General features: G+C 35.1%; 17 protein-coding genes, 1 tRNA gene, 1 rRNA gene, 2 pseudogenes and 1 riboswitch. Of the genes and pseudogenes, 14 read left to right on the plus strand and 7 right to left on the minus strand.

Features of this window, described 5'->3' with window-relative positions; all coding sequences use genetic code 11:
- The first annotated feature begins 21 nt into the window (after positions 1-21).
- The 9 genes from JR050_RS13790 (at position 22) to JR050_RS13830 (ending at position 9,112) form a co-directional block, all read left to right on the plus strand.
- Entirely contained in the window at positions 22-213 is a 192-nt protein-coding gene (locus JR050_RS13790) for an H-type small acid-soluble spore protein (RefSeq protein ID WP_204204083.1), read from the plus strand.
- Positions 214-336: 123 nt separating this feature from the next.
- The gene (locus JR050_RS13795) at positions 337-1,584 is read left to right on the plus strand and encodes an EAL and HDOD domain-containing protein (RefSeq protein WP_204204084.1); all 1,248 of its coding nucleotides are present in this window, start codon (positions 337-339) and stop codon (positions 1,582-1,584) included.
- A 107-nt stretch (positions 1,585-1,691) separates the two neighbouring features.
- Positions 1,692-3,119, plus strand: a complete 1,428-nt coding sequence (locus tag JR050_RS13800) for an aldehyde dehydrogenase family protein (RefSeq protein WP_204204108.1) — start codon at positions 1,692-1,694, stop codon at positions 3,117-3,119.
- 59 nt (positions 3,120-3,178) lie between these two features.
- Positions 3,179-4,069: a GNAT family N-acetyltransferase gene (locus JR050_RS13805; RefSeq protein ID WP_204204085.1), complete on the plus strand. Its 891-nt coding sequence runs from the start codon at positions 3,179-3,181 to the stop codon at positions 4,067-4,069.
- 145 nt (positions 4,070-4,214) lie between these two features.
- The gene (locus tag JR050_RS13810) at positions 4,215-5,042 is read left to right on the plus strand and encodes a hypothetical protein (RefSeq protein WP_204204086.1); all 828 of its coding nucleotides are present in this window, start codon (positions 4,215-4,217) and stop codon (positions 5,040-5,042) included.
- 431 nt (positions 5,043-5,473) lie between these two features.
- On the plus strand, positions 5,474-6,085 hold the full coding sequence (locus JR050_RS13815) for a TetR/AcrR family transcriptional regulator (RefSeq protein WP_204204087.1): 612 nt from the start codon (positions 5,474-5,476) through the stop codon (positions 6,083-6,085).
- Between the two features lie 424 nt (positions 6,086-6,509).
- Positions 6,510-7,454, plus strand: a complete 945-nt coding sequence (locus JR050_RS13820; protein WP_204204088.1) for an MBL fold metallo-hydrolase — start codon at positions 6,510-6,512, stop codon at positions 7,452-7,454.
- 170 nt (positions 7,455-7,624) lie between these two features.
- Positions 7,625-7,780 (plus strand): hypothetical protein, encoded by a 156-nt coding sequence (locus tag JR050_RS13825; RefSeq protein WP_204204089.1) that lies wholly within the window; start codon positions 7,625-7,627, stop codon positions 7,778-7,780.
- A 99-nt stretch (positions 7,781-7,879) separates the two neighbouring features.
- Positions 7,880-9,112, plus strand: a complete 1,233-nt coding sequence (locus JR050_RS13830; RefSeq protein ID WP_204204090.1) for an aminopeptidase — start codon at positions 7,880-7,882, stop codon at positions 9,110-9,112.
- Between the two features lie 395 nt (positions 9,113-9,507).
- Here JR050_RS13830 and JR050_RS20850 read toward each other — a convergent pair.
- The 4 genes and pseudogenes from JR050_RS20850 to JR050_RS13845 form a co-directional block, all read right to left on the minus strand.
- Positions 9,508-9,954: pseudogene (locus JR050_RS20850) on the minus strand (methyl-accepting chemotaxis protein); the annotation flags it as partial.
- 321 nt (positions 9,955-10,275) lie between these two features.
- Positions 10,276-10,707, minus strand: a pseudogene (locus tag JR050_RS20855) (protoglobin domain-containing protein); the annotation flags it as partial.
- A 238-nt stretch (positions 10,708-10,945) separates the two neighbouring features.
- Positions 10,946-11,470 (minus strand): DUF6241 domain-containing protein, encoded by a 525-nt coding sequence (locus JR050_RS13840; RefSeq protein ID WP_204204091.1) that lies wholly within the window; start codon positions 11,468-11,470, stop codon positions 10,946-10,948.
- A 150-nt stretch (positions 11,471-11,620) separates the two neighbouring features.
- Positions 11,621-11,693 (minus strand) — tRNA-Ala (locus JR050_RS13845).
- 121 nt (positions 11,694-11,814) lie between these two features.
- Between JR050_RS13845 and JR050_RS13850 the strand changes: the two genes are divergently transcribed.
- Positions 11,815-12,117, plus strand: coding sequence for a DUF4359 domain-containing protein (locus JR050_RS13850; protein WP_204204092.1), 303 nt, complete (start codon positions 11,815-11,817; stop codon positions 12,115-12,117).
- A gap of 279 nt (positions 12,118-12,396) precedes the next feature.
- On the plus strand, positions 12,397-12,717 hold the full coding sequence (locus tag JR050_RS13855) for a hypothetical protein (RefSeq protein WP_204204093.1): 321 nt from the start codon (positions 12,397-12,399) through the stop codon (positions 12,715-12,717).
- Between the two features lie 247 nt (positions 12,718-12,964).
- On the opposite strand, the gene JR050_RS13860 is transcribed toward JR050_RS13855, so the two are convergent.
- Positions 12,965-13,123 (minus strand): hypothetical protein, encoded by a 159-nt coding sequence (locus JR050_RS13860; RefSeq protein ID WP_204204094.1) that lies wholly within the window; start codon positions 13,121-13,123, stop codon positions 12,965-12,967.
- Between the two features lie 126 nt (positions 13,124-13,249).
- Between JR050_RS13860 and JR050_RS13865 the strand changes: the two genes are divergently transcribed.
- Both JR050_RS13865 and JR050_RS13870 read left to right on the plus strand, forming a co-directional pair.
- On the plus strand, positions 13,250-13,435 hold the full coding sequence (locus JR050_RS13865) for a hypothetical protein (protein ID WP_204204095.1): 186 nt from the start codon (positions 13,250-13,252) through the stop codon (positions 13,433-13,435).
- A 30-nt stretch (positions 13,436-13,465) separates the two neighbouring features.
- Positions 13,466-14,368 (plus strand): DMT family transporter, encoded by a 903-nt coding sequence (locus JR050_RS13870; protein WP_204204096.1) that lies wholly within the window; start codon positions 13,466-13,468, stop codon positions 14,366-14,368.
- Between the two features lie 10 nt (positions 14,369-14,378).
- Here the strand turns inward: JR050_RS13870 and JR050_RS13875 are convergent, their stop codons facing one another.
- Together JR050_RS13875 and thiT are read right to left on the minus strand one after the other, a co-directional pair.
- Positions 14,379-14,570, minus strand: coding sequence for a hypothetical protein (locus JR050_RS13875; RefSeq protein ID WP_204204097.1), 192 nt, complete (start codon positions 14,568-14,570; stop codon positions 14,379-14,381).
- A gap of 226 nt (positions 14,571-14,796) precedes the next feature.
- Positions 14,797-15,360 carry an energy-coupled thiamine transporter ThiT gene (thiT, locus tag JR050_RS13880; protein WP_204204098.1) on the minus strand — a complete coding sequence of 188 codons (564 nt, stop codon included), beginning with the start codon at positions 15,358-15,360 and terminating at the stop codon, positions 14,797-14,799.
- A 76-nt stretch (positions 15,361-15,436) separates the two neighbouring features.
- A riboswitch (TPP riboswitch) is annotated at positions 15,437-15,539 on the minus strand.
- A gap of 354 nt (positions 15,540-15,893) precedes the next feature.
- Here thiT and JR050_RS13885 point away from each other — a divergent pair.
- Positions 15,894-16,239, plus strand: a 16S ribosomal RNA gene (locus tag JR050_RS13885); the annotation flags it as partial.

Here is a 16,239-nt window from a genome sequence, read left to right on the forward strand (position 1 = left end):
ACGTATTTTGGAGTGAAGGAAATGGAAATGAATCGTGTGAAGCAAATTGTTTCGTCTCCGGCAGAGATTACGGTAAGTTATCACGGAGTACCAATTTGGATTAAAAGTTATGATGAAAATGCGAATACAGCGCGTGTTTATTCTCGTTCAAAGCCAGAAGAGGAAATGGACGTATCAATTGGAGAGTTGTCCGAAGAGCTAACAGAATTGTAAGTCAAAAAAGCATGGATCATTGCATCTATGCTTATTTTTTTTGTCATAATCATCCATTGTATTATTTGCCATCGTTTAATATCATAATGATATACTTTTTTTACATATAAGGTGGGAAGATCCATGGAAGTTTTTGTTGCAAAACAGCCAATATTTAACGAAAAGGAAGAAGTCACCGCTTACGAGTTATTGTATCGAAATAGCAAGGCAAATGGATATTCTCATACAGATGGAGACAAAGCTACTTCCGAAGTAATTGTTAACAGCTTCTTAAACATTGGATTAGGAGAACTTTCAAAGGGAAAGCCATGCTTTATTAACTTTACAGAAAATCTTCTTAAATTAAAGCTTCCAACTTACTTTACCCCTCTATCCATTGTGGTAGAGATTTTAGAGAATGTAAAAGCCACTCCAGAGGTTATCGAATTATGTAAAGAGCTTAAGGCTTATGGTTACACTATTGCTCTTGATGATTTCTTCCTGTTACATGGTGATGAGCATGTATTAGCATTACTTGAGTTTGTAGATATCATTAAGATTGATTTTAGATCCACCACGAGGGAAGCTAGAAATCAGCTAATGGACTATTTAAAGCCGTTTAATTTAAAATTCCTCGCTGAAAAGGTAGAAACAAGAGAAGAGTACGAGCAAGCAACGGTTGATGGATACAGCTATTTTCAAGGGTATTTTTTCAGTAAACCAGTGATATTACAAAGTCATGATATTCCATCCTACTATTTTTCCTATTTACTCGTTCTCGAAGAGTTAGACATGCCAGTGCCTGATATTGACCATATTACGCAAGTGATTGAAAAGGATTTATCTATTTCATATAAATTATTGAAGCTTATAAATTCTCCAACTATTCGTCCGAAATATGAAGTCAGTTCGATTAAACAAGCTGTCGTTTTACTCGGATTAATCGAGATAAAGAAATGGATTTATGTACTTTCCATAAAAGGAGTTGGGGATAGTGATGAATCTTCGAAAGAAATCATCCATTTAAGTTTAACGAGAGCAAAGATTGGCGAACTTCTCGGTACATACATGGGCATTAAACCAATGGAAAGCTCTAAATATTTCTTGCTTGGTATGTTTTCCCTGATTGATACGATTCTTCGTGTTCCTATGGATAAGGTATTAGCAGAACTCCCTCTTTCATTTGACATCAAGAATGCCTTAAAAGGGGAAGAAGAAGACTTAGGTTATGTGCTAGAGCTTATCAAAGCACTGGAAAGAATGCAGCTATCCAATAAATTATTTAAAACATTAACTCCAAATTTAAGTGAATCAGATCTTTTTGAAGTATATTCAAAGGCAAATTTATGGGCGGATCAGCTTATGCGTGAGGTTGATACAATTGTTACTTAAATACCTAGTCATCGACTAGGTATTTTTCTTATGCAGGTAATGGCTATAAATATCTTTTGTTCAAATATAATGGATATATACGGATGTTGAATAGGAGGTTGAAAATGATGAGTAAAAGAGAAAAGTTATATATAAATGGTGAATGGATCGAAACAAATGAGTATACTTCACTTTTCTCTCCCTATGACGGAGAAGTATTAGCAGAGATACCTTCAGCCACCAATGAACATATAGAGATTGCTGTAAAAGCAGCGAGTGATGCAAAAAACATACTTAAAAAAATGCCAGCTTATGAACGAGCACAAATACTAGAAAAAATGGTTAAGTTATTTGAGGAACGATTTGAAGAAGCCGCAAAGATCATCGCAACAGAAGCAGCAAAGCCAATCACAACCGCCCGAGCTGAAGTAGCTCGAACGATTCAGACATACAAATTTGCAGCTGAAGAAGCAAAAAGAATTCATGGTGAAACCATTCCACTAGAAGCTGCGCCAGGCGGAGAAAACAGAATTGCTTACACAGTTCGAGAGCCATTAGGTGTTATTGCTGCCATCACACCGTTTAACTTTCCGATGAACTTAGTTGCTCATAAAGTAGGTCCAGCTATCGCAACGGGTAACACCGTTGTGTTAAAGCCTGCTTCACAAACACCACTATCTTCTTTTTTTCTAGCAAAAATTGCAGAAGAAGCGGGATTACCAAAAGGAGCATTAAATGTCGTAACAGGAAAAGGTAGTGTGGTGGGAGATGCGCTTGTTACCCATCCGTTAGTCAAAATGGTAACCTTTACGGGAAGTCCTGCAGTTGGTATTTCACTTCGTAATAAAGCTGGTTTAAAACGAGTCACGCTTGAACTAGGTTCGAATTCTGCGGTCATTATTGATGAAGGTGTTTCACTAGAGAAAATCATTCCAAGATGTGTGACCGGTGCTTTTACCTATCAAGGTCAAGTTTGTATCTCGCTACAAAGAATTTATGTACATGAAAATATATATGACGAGTTTGTAGCTGAATTCATAGAAGGAACGAAAAAGCTCAAGCTCGGGAATCCACTTGATGAATCAGTAGATTTATCTGCACTCATCACACCAAATGATTGCATCAGAGCGCTTCATTGGATTGAGGAGGCTTCCAGGCAAGGAGCGAGAGTTGCTACTGGTGGTGAAGCAACTGATAATATGCTGCATCCAACCGTTTTACTAGATGTCCCGGTTCATTCCAAAGTATCTTGTCAAGAAGTATTCGCACCAATTGTCATGATCAATAAAATACAAAATATAGAAGAAGCGATTGATTATGTAAACGACTCTGAATTCGGTCTTCAAGCTGGAATCTACACAGAAAACATCCATGTTGCATTAAATGCTGCCGACAAACTACAAGTCGGTGGTGTATTGATTAATGATATCCCAACCTTTAGAGTCGATCATATGCCATACGGTGGTGTAAAGAACAGCGGCATAGGGCGTGAAGGAATAAAATATGCAATGGAAGAAATGACAGAAATGAAACTAGTCATTTTTAATCGAAACTAAAAAAAGGGGAATGTTCATCCTTTTTTCTGTATGATGAAATAAAGAGAAAGAGTAAAAGGATGAACATGATGACGGAGTTGCAACTTGTTACTAATATTAGAGAAATAGACTTATTAAGAAATAGCTTTAATGATTTAGCACAAAAGACCTTCGGAATAAACTTCAAAACGTGGTATGAAAAAGGGTATTGGACTGATAAATATATTCCATTCTGCTACGTGGAAAATAATAAAGTAGTTGCGAATGTATCCGTGAATTTTATAGACATCATCGTAAATGATGAGAAAAAAAGAGCAATACAAATAGGGACAGTTATGACAGATTCAGATTACCGAAATCAAGGTTTATCCCGAAAATTGCTGGAAGAAGTTTCAAAAACATACAAAGGTCAATATGACATTATGTATTTATTTGCCAACGACTCAGTCCTTCAATTTTATCCGAAGTTTGGTTTTGTACCTCGTGAAGAGTACATTTACTTCATGATCTATAAAAGAGAAATTCAAAACACAACGAATTTCAAAAAACTAGACGGTACAAACGAAGACGATTTGAATTTTATTTATCAATTTGCATCAAAGCGTCTCTCAGTGTCTACCACATTTAGTACAACCAATTCAGAAGAATTACTTATGTTTTATTGTGTTTACGTGTTTTCACATGATATTTACTATAGTGAAAGTCAAAATGTAATCGTGATTTGTAAACACGAGGATTCAGAGTTGCACATATTTGATTTAATCAGTCATCAAAAAGTAAATATAGAAACAATACTTAGCGAGCTTTCGACGTCAGAAACAGAGAAAGTAGTTTTTCATTACACACCTGATTATGAGAATGTAATGCTAGAAAAAACGTTATATATAGGAAGCGAGCAATTATTTGTGAAGCTGGAGAACGGAACTGTGCTTCCACAAGATTTAAAACATCCACTTACCTCTCAGGCTTAAATAGCTAATTATTCTAATTTTATTTGATGGAATGACCTCAATAATAATTTTTAAATAAAACAGGAAATATTTTTGATTGCCTTGTAACATTTTGGTAAAACTCTCGTCACATAAGTGTAAAACAAAAAAACATGAGGTGACCGAGATGAACACATTAAAAATGTTATCAGTAATATTGTTAGCAGGAAGTTTAGCAGCTTGTGGTACAGCAGTTGCAGATAATACAAACAAAGAAGCTACAGGAGAAGTAGTAAATGGATCAGGAGACAGTTCTTCTAAAGAAGTAGATGGAAAAGCAGTAGTAGTGAAAGAGGAAGCAGCATTTGTAGGTCAGATTGATACGAATTCAATCGAAGTAAATACAGAAACAGAAACGCTTGTCTTACAAGTTGGAAATGTTACAGATATAGATTGGAACAGCATTGAAAAGAATGCACATGTAACAATAGAGTATTACAAAAATAGAGAAGGTCAGGCAATTCTACAAAGCATTGATGTGAAAGAAATAAAGAAGGAACAAAATGGTGAAAACAAAGGGACAATGAAAGAAGAAGCTGCATATGTAGGTCAAATTGACTCTAATTCTATTGAAGTGAATACAGAATCTAGAACACTGGCACTTCAAATTGGTGGAGTGAAAGATGTTAACTGGAGTAAGATAAAGAAGAATGCAGCAGTGGTTGTGGAATATTACCAAAATGAAGAAAATCAGTATATCTTAACAAAAATTATTGTAAAAGAAGAATCAAAATCAGAAGCAAAGAATAATACAATTCGTGAAGAAGCCGCGTATGTTGGGCAACTAGATTCCAATTCAATTGAAGTAAATACAGAAATGAAAAAAATGACTTTACGCACAGAGCAAGTAAAAGATGTAAACTGGAGCAAAATCGATAAGAATGCTCATGTTATTGTTGAATATTACAAGAACGATAAAGGCCAATATGTGTTAACAAAAATTGAAGTAAAATAATTGGTACAGAAGCTGACTCAAAAGGTCGATGAATGGCGATCTTTTAGGGACAGCTTTTTGTTTTATCTCTTATTTTCTAATAATACGTGTATCTTGTGGTGATTTACAATCTACTACATAGTGTAATGAAGCGTAAGACACTTAACTCCTCCGGGAGATAGAGAAAACGACTCTGGCCCCGCAGGCGAAGACGAGGAGGCTCGACTTTCTCCCCGCGGTATCCGGCAAGTGTCTGGAGCGGAATGGAACGGACATCATTTTAAAATTAACAATTTATTATCTAATAGAAATAAAACGAGGCTGCCTCAAAGTAACGATTCTGACTTTTGGGACGCCTCTGTTTTTATAATATCTCATAAACTGACTAGATAGTTTATTAAGTAAATGTTATAGTTTTAATTATATTAAGGATGAAACAAAGGAGGGATAAGATGCCGCCAGTAGTTTCTGATGAGTATCGTGCAAGAAAACGAAGTGAAATTATTGAACATGCATTAATCTGTTTTGCTGAAAAAGGATTTCAGGCTGCAACGATTGATGATATTGTAAAGCACTCAAAGATTAGTAAAGGCTCTATTTATACATACTTTAAAAGTAAAGAAGAAATTTATATCGCCTTAATGAATGAAAAAACGGTCTCTAGTACAGAAAGATTGATAGAAGAATTAACAAAATACGATAATGCGATAGAAAAGATCTCCTTTATATTTGATGTGTACAAAATGCAAGCAGGTCGTGGAACATGGATGGATACAGTGAAGGTACATACCGAGTTTTATCTTCATGCTTCTAGAGATCCAGAATTAAGACAGCTGCTAATTGACCGGGCGGAAACTTATTACAATAGCGTCATCATCAACATTATTGAAGAAGGAAAGAAGACAGGTGAGATTACATCAAAATCAAATCCTGATGTTTTGGCTAGGTTATTCTGGAGTATTATAAACGGCGTTGGTTTTCAATACTCTGCCTTAGAAGAACAGTATCCATACGAGGAAGTTATAGAAGAAGCGAAAGAGATGTTCATCGCTTCCTTAAAGTAAGAGAGCCGATGGGCTTTCTTTTTTTATGACATTTAAAAATATTGAAAATAGTACCATGCCAAAAAACAGGAATTTACCAGCTTCTATAGGATTGTACTAGCCGATTGTCTAACTATGTTACACGACCGGTTTCATACTCTCGGGGCGAGGTAGGCCACAATTGTTTTTTTAAAATTGAAGGGGTTTATCAGACTTTTCACACAATCAATTGACAGAACATGGAATTTGCTATACATTTAAACTGTGTAGTCGGTTTTTATTCGAAAGAGGGATTTATAATGAATACGTTAATGTATAGATTATTAGATAAACAGGAAGTACTCGAATTTGTGAAGAATACAATGGAACAATCAAATCCCCCATATTAGTATTCATTTATTTTTATATAATGGTATAACAACTATTCGCGATAGGAGCAAAAATGATGAACGATCGGATTGAAACACCATTTTTCATTCTTCAAAAAATCAGTAACGGAGTATATGCTGCGATTGCAAAAAAAGGAGAAGGAGCATGGAGTAATTCAGGGTTTGTCGATTTAGGAACAGAGTTAGTAGTATTTGATTCTTTTTCTACTCCTGCTGCTGCCCGAGAACTAAGGAACATTGCAGAAGAAATGACAGGGAAAAAAGTCAAATATCTTGTAAACAGTCATTATCATGGAGACCATGTGTTTGGTAATCAAGTATTTGAAGATACGACAATTCTTTCAACTTCATTAACTAGAAATCTATTTAAAGAAAGAAATATATTACGTGAAGTGGAAACAGAACGAGAAGAAATGACTAAATACTTGCAGGATTTACAAAATCAAATAGAAAATTCAATAGATGATGTTATCAAATTAAGCATTCAAAATCAGTACAACGAAATGAATAAGATTTATGAGGCAGTACAGGAGTTAAAGATGGTTTATCCGACTGTAACATTTGAAGAGAAGTTAGTGATTCATGGGACTCAGCGGAGTGTAGAGGTTTATGCATTAGGTGGAGGGCATACACCATGTGATACGATCATGTATGTACCACAGGAGAAAGTGGCATTTATGGGGGACTTGCTTACTGAGGGAATTCATTTTCCGATTTATAATCCTATTGATTTTATTGACATAGTAAACAAAATTAAAACAATGGATCTTGACATTGTGATACCAGGGCATGGTAATGTTGCAACATTGGAACTATGTGAAACGGTCCTTAAGTATTTAAAGGATATGGTTACGAAAGCAAAAGAAGCAATTGACTCAAATCATACCATGCAAGATTTTCAATCTAGTTTTACTATGCAAGAACCATATAGTAAGTGGTTAGGGCAAAATGGGATTAATCGGAACTTGGAAACAGTGTATATGTTTTTAAGAAATAGCTAAATGATTGACATATCCAATTTTTACCATAATAATATAGTATAAAGAGTATAGTGAGCTGTATGTTAACTCCCGATTAGATAATTGCCCCATTTTAGAATGGGGTAATTAATACAATAAAGAACAAACTGTCTAGTCGGTTTAATAAGTGAGAAGCGATATAAGAGGTGATCATGATGAGTAATACTCAACTAAAATGGCAAAAGGATATTATTGGGGAAGAGTATAAGGATATTTTGATTCCGCAATCACAACAAACAAAGATTTTTCCTAGATCAAAACGAAGAAAAAAATACAGCAATGATAAAAGAATTTATTCTAAAGATTAGTGATGAATTGATAAATATCATTGGATATCTCTTGTCTGAAATGTTACTATTATTTTAAATAAACTTACAAGTCAGTTTTTTTGTTGAGGGGGAGTCAAAATGAGAACGTTTGAAGAGAATTTAGAAAAATATGCAGAACTAGCTGTAAAAGTAGGGGTTAATATTCAACCTGGCCAAACGTTATTTGTCAATGCGGATATTTCAAGTGCTCCATTTGTTAGAAAAGTGGTCAAGAAAGCATATGAAGTAGGGGCAAAGCTTGTTCAAGTTGAATGGTCAGACGAAGTGGTAACAAGAACAAGATATGATTATGCATCAGATGAGTCATTTGAATATTTTCCAAAATGGAGAGCAGATATGCTAGAGCAAGCATACAAAGAAGGAGCAGCTGCCCTACATATCGTGTCAATGAATCCAGAGCTTCTAAAAGGCGTGGACCCAAATAAAATCTCTAGATTAGCTAGAGTTGCGGGAGAAGCAAGTAAAGAATATATGAAGTATCCAAGAGGTTTTAAGATTAGTTGGTCTATTGTTGCAGTACCTTCAGTTGCATGGGCTGGAAAAGTATTCCCTGAAGTAAGCTCTTCAGAGGAACAAGTAGAGAAGCTTTGGAATGCGATATTTGATGCAACACGCATTACGCAGGATAACCCAATTGAAGCGTGGATCAACCATAACCAAAACTTAAATAATAAAGTAGATTACTTGAATAACGAAAACTTCCAATACTTACATTACACAGCTCCAGGAACAGATTTAACGATTGAGCTTGCAGAAAAGCATTTATGGGTTGGAGCAGAGAGTATAGATGATTCAGGCTCTAGCTTTGTAGCCAATATGCCAACAGAAGAAGTGTTTACCACTCCACTTAAAACAGGTGTAAATGGAACAGTTAGAAGTACGAAGCCTTTAAGCTATGCAGGAAACGTGATTAATAACTTCTCTTTAACATTTAAGGATGGTAGAATCGTAGATTTCCAAGCGGAGGAAGGGTATGAAGCACTTCAAAAGCTAATTGAAACAGATGAAGGTTCACATTATTTAGGAGAAGTTGCACTAGTACCACACGATTCACCTATTTCGAATACAAACATCTTATTTTACAATACGTTATTTGATGAAAATGCATCTAATCACTTAGCAATTGGTAGCTCGTATACATTTACGATTCAGGATGGAAACGATATGTCAGAGCAAGATCTAACAGATAATGGTATTAACCAAAGTGTCACTCATGTTGACTTCATGATTGGTTCTGGTGATATGGATATTGACGGCATTAAAAAGGATGGCACAGTTGTTCCTTTATTCAGAAAAGGAAACTGGGTATAAAAGCTAAAAGGTTAAAGGTGAGGTGTTATTAAATGCTATTTAGAAATGACACGAAGAAACCACAACTACCACAAGATATTGAATGGTTATTTCCAATGTAAACAAAATGAAAGCCTTGCTATAACTAGTAAGGCTTTCATTCATTTTATTACGAGCTCCCAAAAACTCGTCTTTTAAAGCTCCCATCACTATATTATCGTGGTACTCGTTATCATAATATAACTCCCCGCGTATAACACCTTCTACTTGAAAGCCTAGCTTTTCATAACACTTCTTTGGTCTAGCATTATACGAATAAATAGATCTACCCGATTATCGAGTGCAAAGCCAAAGATTGATAACATAGACATTTCCAAAATAAAATAAACCCCCTTATGACAAGGGAGTTCGTTCTATTAAAACTTAGAAATCGTTGCGCTAAGCTCTTCAGCTGATGCTGAAAGCTTTGTTGCTGCTTGATTAATTTCAGAAAGAAGTTCTGATAATGAGTTGATATCGTTCGCAATACTTTGGCTATTTTCTTTACTTTCTGTGCTGGCATTTAAAATATTTTCAAAAACAACGCCAGTTTCTTCAATTTCTTTGTTTCCTGTTTCTACTTTTACATCAATGGTATTTATTTGACTAGTTACACCGCTAATTTGCTTAATCGTTGTATCAACTAGTGACGTAATGCTCGAAGAAGAATGTTTCGTTTGTTCTGCTAGTTTTCTAACCTCATCTGCTACAACAGCAAATCCTTTACCATTTTCACCGGCTCTTGCTGCCTCAATCGCAGCATTTAGTGCAAGTAAGTTTGTTTGGTCCGCAATTCCTGTAATGACATTAACAATATCTCCAATTTGAGTTGAAGTTCTTTCTAGCTCGTCAATGGCACCAGTTATATGCTTTACCATATCTTTTAGCTCTGTCATGTTTTCAACAACACGATCTAACTGCTCTTTTCCTAATTTTGAGCGGCTTTCCATCTCAACAGATGTTGCCATGCTCTTACCGGCATTTTCTGAAATAAGTGTTGATTGATGAACGATTTGATCAACAGAAGCACCTGTTTCTTCAGACATTGCCGCTAAATTCTCAACAAATCCACCAACATATTCACGTAGATTTTTCTTTGATTCAACTTCTTTCATTTCTACGCTATTTAACATAGTGTGTTGCATTGTCGCAATAATTAATTGCATCTCAAGGTCAAAAATTCTAGAAATAGCTAGCATAACACGGAATAAATCGTGTTCATCTAATGCAAGCTCTTCTTTCACCTTCTCCATCATTTTTGCCATTAATAACTTATATACAGAGATGAACCATTGAATTTCAACACCAATTTGCACATAAAGCTGTCCTACACTCTTTCTACGTTCGATGAATTCGTTGTTTATCAATCCAGTAAACATGGATAAAACATATTGTTCACTCATTTCACGACTTACACCGATGCTAGAAGTGTCTGCAATTTTAAGAATACCAGCATGCTTGTAGTTTAATGCTATCTCGTAAATTGAACTAATATGCTTTTGGGCAATTGGACTAATTCCTTTTAATATCGCTAAATCTGTCTTCGTTAATCCAATTAATTCTAATTGTAATGTCATTTCAGTTCCAGAAGGTAATTCAAGAACCACGTTAGGCAATTCTGAATCTATTAAAGCCTGAAGATTATATTTAGTAGTTTTCTTTGATTTATTAAAAATCACGTTACACACTCCTGTATTTAAAATTTATATATACTGACTTATTATCGGCAAAATTATTGTTTCTTTTAGCTTTAAAGAAATGAAAAAAGCACTCTCTATCATTTTTGTAAATGATAGAGAGTGCTTTACCCTAGTTTTATTTATAATATTGCTCAATATATTCTTTTTCTTCTTTAGGTGTCATTAAAGCATAAGCCTTACCAACTGAGCCCTTTTGTAGATGCCAGATAAGATTATGGTCTTCCACAGCTTTTGTGAAATCGTCTTCCTTCCAACGATACAGAATCTCGAGATACATCTTTGAAAATTCATAATCACTTGATTCTACAATTTCTATTAGTCTATTAACTCTTTCGGGAGTAAGTGGCATATGTGACCATTTATCTTCGGCTTTTACCTTTTGATGAGACATTGCGTGTATGGAATTTTGCATAGCAATTTCTCCCATATCTAATGCCCATTCACTTTCAAGTTCGGTCAGTTCCTCTGGAGGGAGTGTAACCTCTACCTCTTCATGCTCTTCCTCAGTAGAGATTCCAATTTCCTGCGTTTCTTGTGTGATGTCAGTTACTGCATGATTAGGAAATACAGTTTTCCAGAATGTAAAACCTGCTATAAAAACAATCATTACAGCTCCAACACCTATACTTACTCGTTTCATAGTCAGTCCCCCATAAAGTCCATTATCCCTTACAAATAATGTAAGGGCAACTAAGTAGCTTGATGGTGAGAACAGAGAGAGAAAGTTGAAAATGACATAAAAGAAAAGCGACTCCCAAGGATGTCGCTTTAACTCTATATATAGAAAGGATGGAGCATACCGGGATCGAACCGGTGACCTTTTGGCTGCCAGCCAAACACTCTCCCAGCTGAGCTAATGCCCCGTATAAATATGGGAAAAGTATAGCATGAAACAGTAGAGTCTTCAATGATATATGTTTATAAAATATATCTCATGGTAACAATGGAGACCAACTATAGCATTTGTTTAGGAGGTTTTTAAGTTTGAAAAAGAAATACCCAATAAGTGGGATTATCACGATTATGGTCATTACAATGATTTTACTGAACCCAGGACAAGATAAATATGTTACATGGGTAGGAGACCGACTTAAAGAAGAGAAGGGGATATTACTTAGCATAGGCATTGATTACGTAGCTAAGCCGATTATTTCAACTTCTACAACAAAGAAGGACTTTATCTTGTTTTCCATCTATCACACACATATTGTATCAGATAAAGAAATTATCACACTTGGAATCTTTAATCAGTTCATTCCTATAAAAAGTATAGCCTATGAAAAATAACGATGCTCTGGTTAGAGTGTCGTTTTTATTTATAGGCTGTTTTCGCACTAGATTGTTGTTTTTCGAACAAGTTTAGCAACACATATTTAGAAAGGTTTCTAGTGCATTTTTTCGTCAAAGTATTGAATATCACATACTACCTTTAGAGTTGAATGTAATTAGTTTAGGTAAATAGCAACATATATACGAAAAGAGCCTCACTATAAGAAAAATAAGAGTAATAAGCATATAACGGACATGCATAACAATGTAATAGAGAATATTGCATGGAGGTAAATCATGAAAAACTTAAAAGTTATTGGGGTTATTGCTATTATCGGAATCATTGCAATGTTAGAATCTCCAATGATGGCTATTGACCAATTTACTGTAGATTATTATGAAAGCGTTCCTGTTGGTGGAAATATGGAAAATGAAGTAGTATCAAATGAGAATATGACTTTAGAAAAAGAGCTAATAAGTAAAGACATTATTGATGGCTACGTCGTAGAAACATATCAGGAATTTGAAGTTTATCGCGACCAAAAGGGAGAAGTTGTTAGGAGTATCCCAACCTCAAAATATGATTATCTAAGATATCTCATTACTAAACCAGAGTAAGGCTGGAGATGTTAACTAAAAGATAAATACTTACTTGATGACCGTTAGTGTTCAAGCACTAACGGTTATTTTTTTATAATAGGATGTAACTTATGAACCATGAAGAGCTTACTATACCAAGTAACAGGAGAGCTGCAGCACCACAACCTTGAAGTTCTCTTAAATCCTCAGCATATTCCTTCGCGCAATGCTTACAGAGAGTATAACCCTTAGCAATTGCAGCTTCCTCTTTTATTGTCTGTGCTTGTTATTTTCCTTTTAGAATACTAGAAGTCGTAGGGCAATCATCATCAAAGTAATGATAATATTTGCCTGATTTCGTGATGAATACCTCATCGCCACGATGCATGCGAAACACCTCTGTATCAGAATTGATGAACGTTATTATGGTTTGTTCGTTAATCATGTATTATTCTCATGTAAGGGCTACTTTTTTTATTGTGTGAGCTATTTTATTACGCTAATACTACTATTAACCTTGTATAATATAAGAAGATAAAATCCAAGCCTTTTGTTGTAGGGGGTTATAGATATGAAGAAACAAAGTGAGGGATCTATCAAAAAAGCGATGCGTAACGCAAAAGCGTCATTGGAAATCTCGGGATACAGCATCACTAATGAACATGAGGCATTAATTAAATCTAAGTTAAAAGGTGAAATAAGTGAAGAAGAGTTCTTAAGATGTGCATTTGAAATGGTCCAAGAAGTTGAGAAGTAGGAATCAATTTATAAGGTATAGGAGAATAACATGAATCCATCTTACGCGAAAGCTTATCTTGCATTGGTGATTGGTATTATCACCGTGTCCTTTTCTGCTATTTTTGTTAGGCTAGCAGACGCTCCATCTTCAGTAACTGCTTTTTACCGTATGTTCTTTTCAGTTATGATAATGGCACCATTATTTTTTATGAACTATAAACATGAACTAAAAAACATTAATAAGCGTGACTGGTTCTATTCCATCATTGCAGGTTTCTTCTTAGCTTTACATTTTGTTTTATGGTTCGAGTCATTAAGATTTACTTCAGTTGCAAGCTCAACGGTATTAGTAACCCTTCAACCTTTATTTGCTTTTATAGGTACTTATATATTTTTCAAGGAAAAGTTATCCCTATGGGCAGTTATCAGTGGTGTATTGGCTGTTATAGGTAGTTTTGTAATTAGTTGGGGAGATTTTAGAATAAGTGGTCTTGCCCTTTGGGGAGATATACTAGCGCTAATTGCCTGCTTACTGGTAACGGTTTACTTATTATTTGGCCAAGATGTGAGGAGTAGACTATCCCTCATTACTTATACTTTCATTGTATATGCAGTAAGTTCTGTCACTTTGTTTCTTTATGCATTAGTAAGTGGAGATTCTTTTATTACATATGATAGAGAGCAATGGATGTATTTTGTTTTACTAGCAATTTTTCCAACATTGTTAGGACATACGATGTTTAACTACGCACTAAAATGGGTGAGTACCTCAGTTATTTCCGTCACAATCTTATTCGAACCAATCGGGGCATCTTTATTAGCCTATTATCTATTAAATGAAAGTATATTTTCCTATCAGGTAATTGGTGGAATCATTGTGATCCTTGGAATATGTTTATTTATGTTTTCTAATAGAAAGGAACATATACAGATAGAAAGTAAAGGAGCCTAGTGAATTTTCACTAGGCTATTGTATTAGAAAGGTTATTTGCAAACATGGCAAAGATCAAACCCATTATAAAACAGAATATCATGGTTCCTCCGTTCACATTCCCTTGTTCATCACTTATCTTTACAGCCTCATAGTATCCTCTTAAAAATAAGAAGACAGACATAATGAAAGATAATAGCATCGTTAACTGGTAGATCATCATTTATCCTCCTCTTCAAACGCTTCTAGTAAATCGTATGAACATTACTAGAGAAATATGAACACATTTCTATTAAAAAAATAAATCCACAACATATTCACAAGTAGAAAAGATATATCCACAAGTTATTAACAATGAAGACATACTTATCCACCGGGCTTTGTGGATAAGTAACCAAAGGAAAGTAATAAAAAACCACATAACATATAATGTTATGTGGACAAAAGATTTAACTATTGGTTTGAAGTAATCTTTTTGATGAGTTAATAAGCAAGATAAGAACTATAGCACTAATAATAAATCCAGGTAGCATATAAGAGCCATTATACAATAATGAGTATAGTGCAACAGGTGTTTCTGGTGGAGCGAACTCCTTATAAAATGTAATTCCTGCTATGAAGTGAGCAATAAATCTGAAAAGTGATCCTACAAAAGTTCCTAATACAATATAAATGATAACACTAGATTTATCTCTGCCAAAAACGGCTTCCTTTACTTTTGAGGATAGAAGACCTGCTAATCCTAATGAAGAAAAAGCGATTAAATAATCAATTGAAACTTGAATAACATTCATAAAGTATGGATTTGTTATTAATTGAAGTATTCCAAATAGGAAACCAGTTAATAATCCACCTTTTAAACCTCTTCTAAAAGCAATAAGGAAAACAGGGACCATTGCTAATGAAATAGAACCACCCTGTGCCCACATTTTAAAAGAAATAAAGTCAAGAATAAGCGCAAGCCCTGAAAAAATAGCAACTTCTACTAAAAAAACTAACCTTTTATTACTCAATTTTCTCTCCTCCTTATAAATGAACAATAAAAAAAGCAATTAAGCTTAGCTCATGATGGGCTAAATCCTAATTGCTCCTCATCAAAAGCCACATCCCTACGCTAGAATTAACTAACAGGTTCGAAGGGTTAGAGCAAATGCATGCTCATTCTCAGCCAGTGGCACCCCTTGTGGTTTTTAAATTTTTTATGTATATAAATAATATACACAATAGTAGTAATATCAACAATGATTAATGTTGGAATTATTTTCTTTTATTTTTTTCATTTAAGGACTTGCATCAATTTTTTCAGCATGGTATATTATTTTTTGTCGCCGCGAGAGAGTGGTTAGCACGAAAAAGTTTTTTGAAAAAGTGTTGACTTCGAATGTGGTGATGTGATAAATTAATAAAGTCGCTTCTGAGCGATAAATGAGAAAAAAGTTCTTTGAAAACTAAACAAAACGTCAAGCGTGTTGGTTTATACCAACGCAAATTTTTAAAAACTATCTATTATATAGATAGCCAGCAAGTAAATGAGCAATCAAACACTTTATTGGAGAGTTTGATCCTGGCTCAGGACGAACGCTGGCGGCGTGCCTAATACATGCAAGTCGAGCGGATTGATGGGAGCTTGCTCCCTGATATCAGCGGCGGACGGGTGAGTAACACGTGGGCAACCTGCCTGTAAGACTGGGATAACTTCGGGAAACCGGAGCTAATACCGGATAACTTCAAGCACCTCCTGGTGCTTGAATAAAAGACGGCATCTAGCTGTCACTTACAGATGGGCCCGCGGCGCATTAGCTAGTTGGTGAGGTAACGGCTCACCAAGGCGACGATGCGTAGCCGACCTGAGAGGGTGATCGGCCACACTGGGACTGAGACACGGCCCAGAC

It is taken from the genome of Bacillus suaedaesalsae (assembly GCF_016890225.1).
GTDB classification, from domain to species: Bacteria; Bacillota; Bacilli; order Bacillales; family SA4; genus Bacillus_BS; species Bacillus_BS suaedaesalsae.

What these genes read in the sequence shown, in the direction of transcription:
- JR050_RS13790 (WP_204204083.1), top strand. Translation starts at nt 22, where the DNA reads ATGGAAATGAATCGTGTGAAGCAAATTGTTTCGTCTCCGGCAGAGATT.
- JR050_RS13795 (WP_204204084.1), top strand. Translation starts at nt 337, where the DNA reads ATGGAAGTTTTTGTTGCAAAACAGCCAATATTTAACGAAAAGGAAGAA.
- JR050_RS13800 (WP_204204108.1), top strand. Translation starts at nt 1,692, where the DNA reads ATGAGTAAAAGAGAAAAGTTATATATAAATGGTGAATGGATCGAAACA.
- JR050_RS13805 (WP_204204085.1), top strand. Translation starts at nt 3,179, where the DNA reads ATGAACATGATGACGGAGTTGCAACTTGTTACTAATATTAGAGAAATA.
- JR050_RS13810 (WP_204204086.1), top strand. Translation starts at nt 4,215, where the DNA reads ATGAACACATTAAAAATGTTATCAGTAATATTGTTAGCAGGAAGTTTA.
- JR050_RS13815 (WP_204204087.1), top strand. Translation starts at nt 5,474, where the DNA reads ATGCCGCCAGTAGTTTCTGATGAGTATCGTGCAAGAAAACGAAGTGAA.
- JR050_RS13820 (WP_204204088.1), top strand. Translation starts at nt 6,510, where the DNA reads ATGAACGATCGGATTGAAACACCATTTTTCATTCTTCAAAAAATCAGT.
- JR050_RS13825 (WP_204204089.1), top strand. Translation starts at nt 7,625, where the DNA reads ATGATGAGTAATACTCAACTAAAATGGCAAAAGGATATTATTGGGGAA.
- JR050_RS13830 (WP_204204090.1), top strand. Translation starts at nt 7,880, where the DNA reads ATGAGAACGTTTGAAGAGAATTTAGAAAAATATGCAGAACTAGCTGTA.
- JR050_RS13840 (WP_204204091.1), bottom strand. Translation starts at nt 11,470, where the DNA reads ATGAAACGAGTAAGTATAGGTGTTGGAGCTGTAATGATTGTTTTTATA.
- JR050_RS13855 (WP_204204093.1), top strand. Translation starts at nt 12,397, where the DNA reads ATGAAAAACTTAAAAGTTATTGGGGTTATTGCTATTATCGGAATCATT.
- JR050_RS13860 (WP_204204094.1), bottom strand. Translation starts at nt 13,123, where the DNA reads ATGATTAACGAACAAACCATAATAACGTTCATCAATTCTGATACAGAG.
- JR050_RS13865 (WP_204204095.1), top strand. Translation starts at nt 13,250, where the DNA reads ATGAAGAAACAAAGTGAGGGATCTATCAAAAAAGCGATGCGTAACGCA.
- JR050_RS13870 (WP_204204096.1), top strand. Translation starts at nt 13,466, where the DNA reads ATGAATCCATCTTACGCGAAAGCTTATCTTGCATTGGTGATTGGTATT.
- JR050_RS13875 (WP_204204097.1), bottom strand. Translation starts at nt 14,570, where the DNA reads ATGATGATCTACCAGTTAACGATGCTATTATCTTTCATTATGTCTGTC.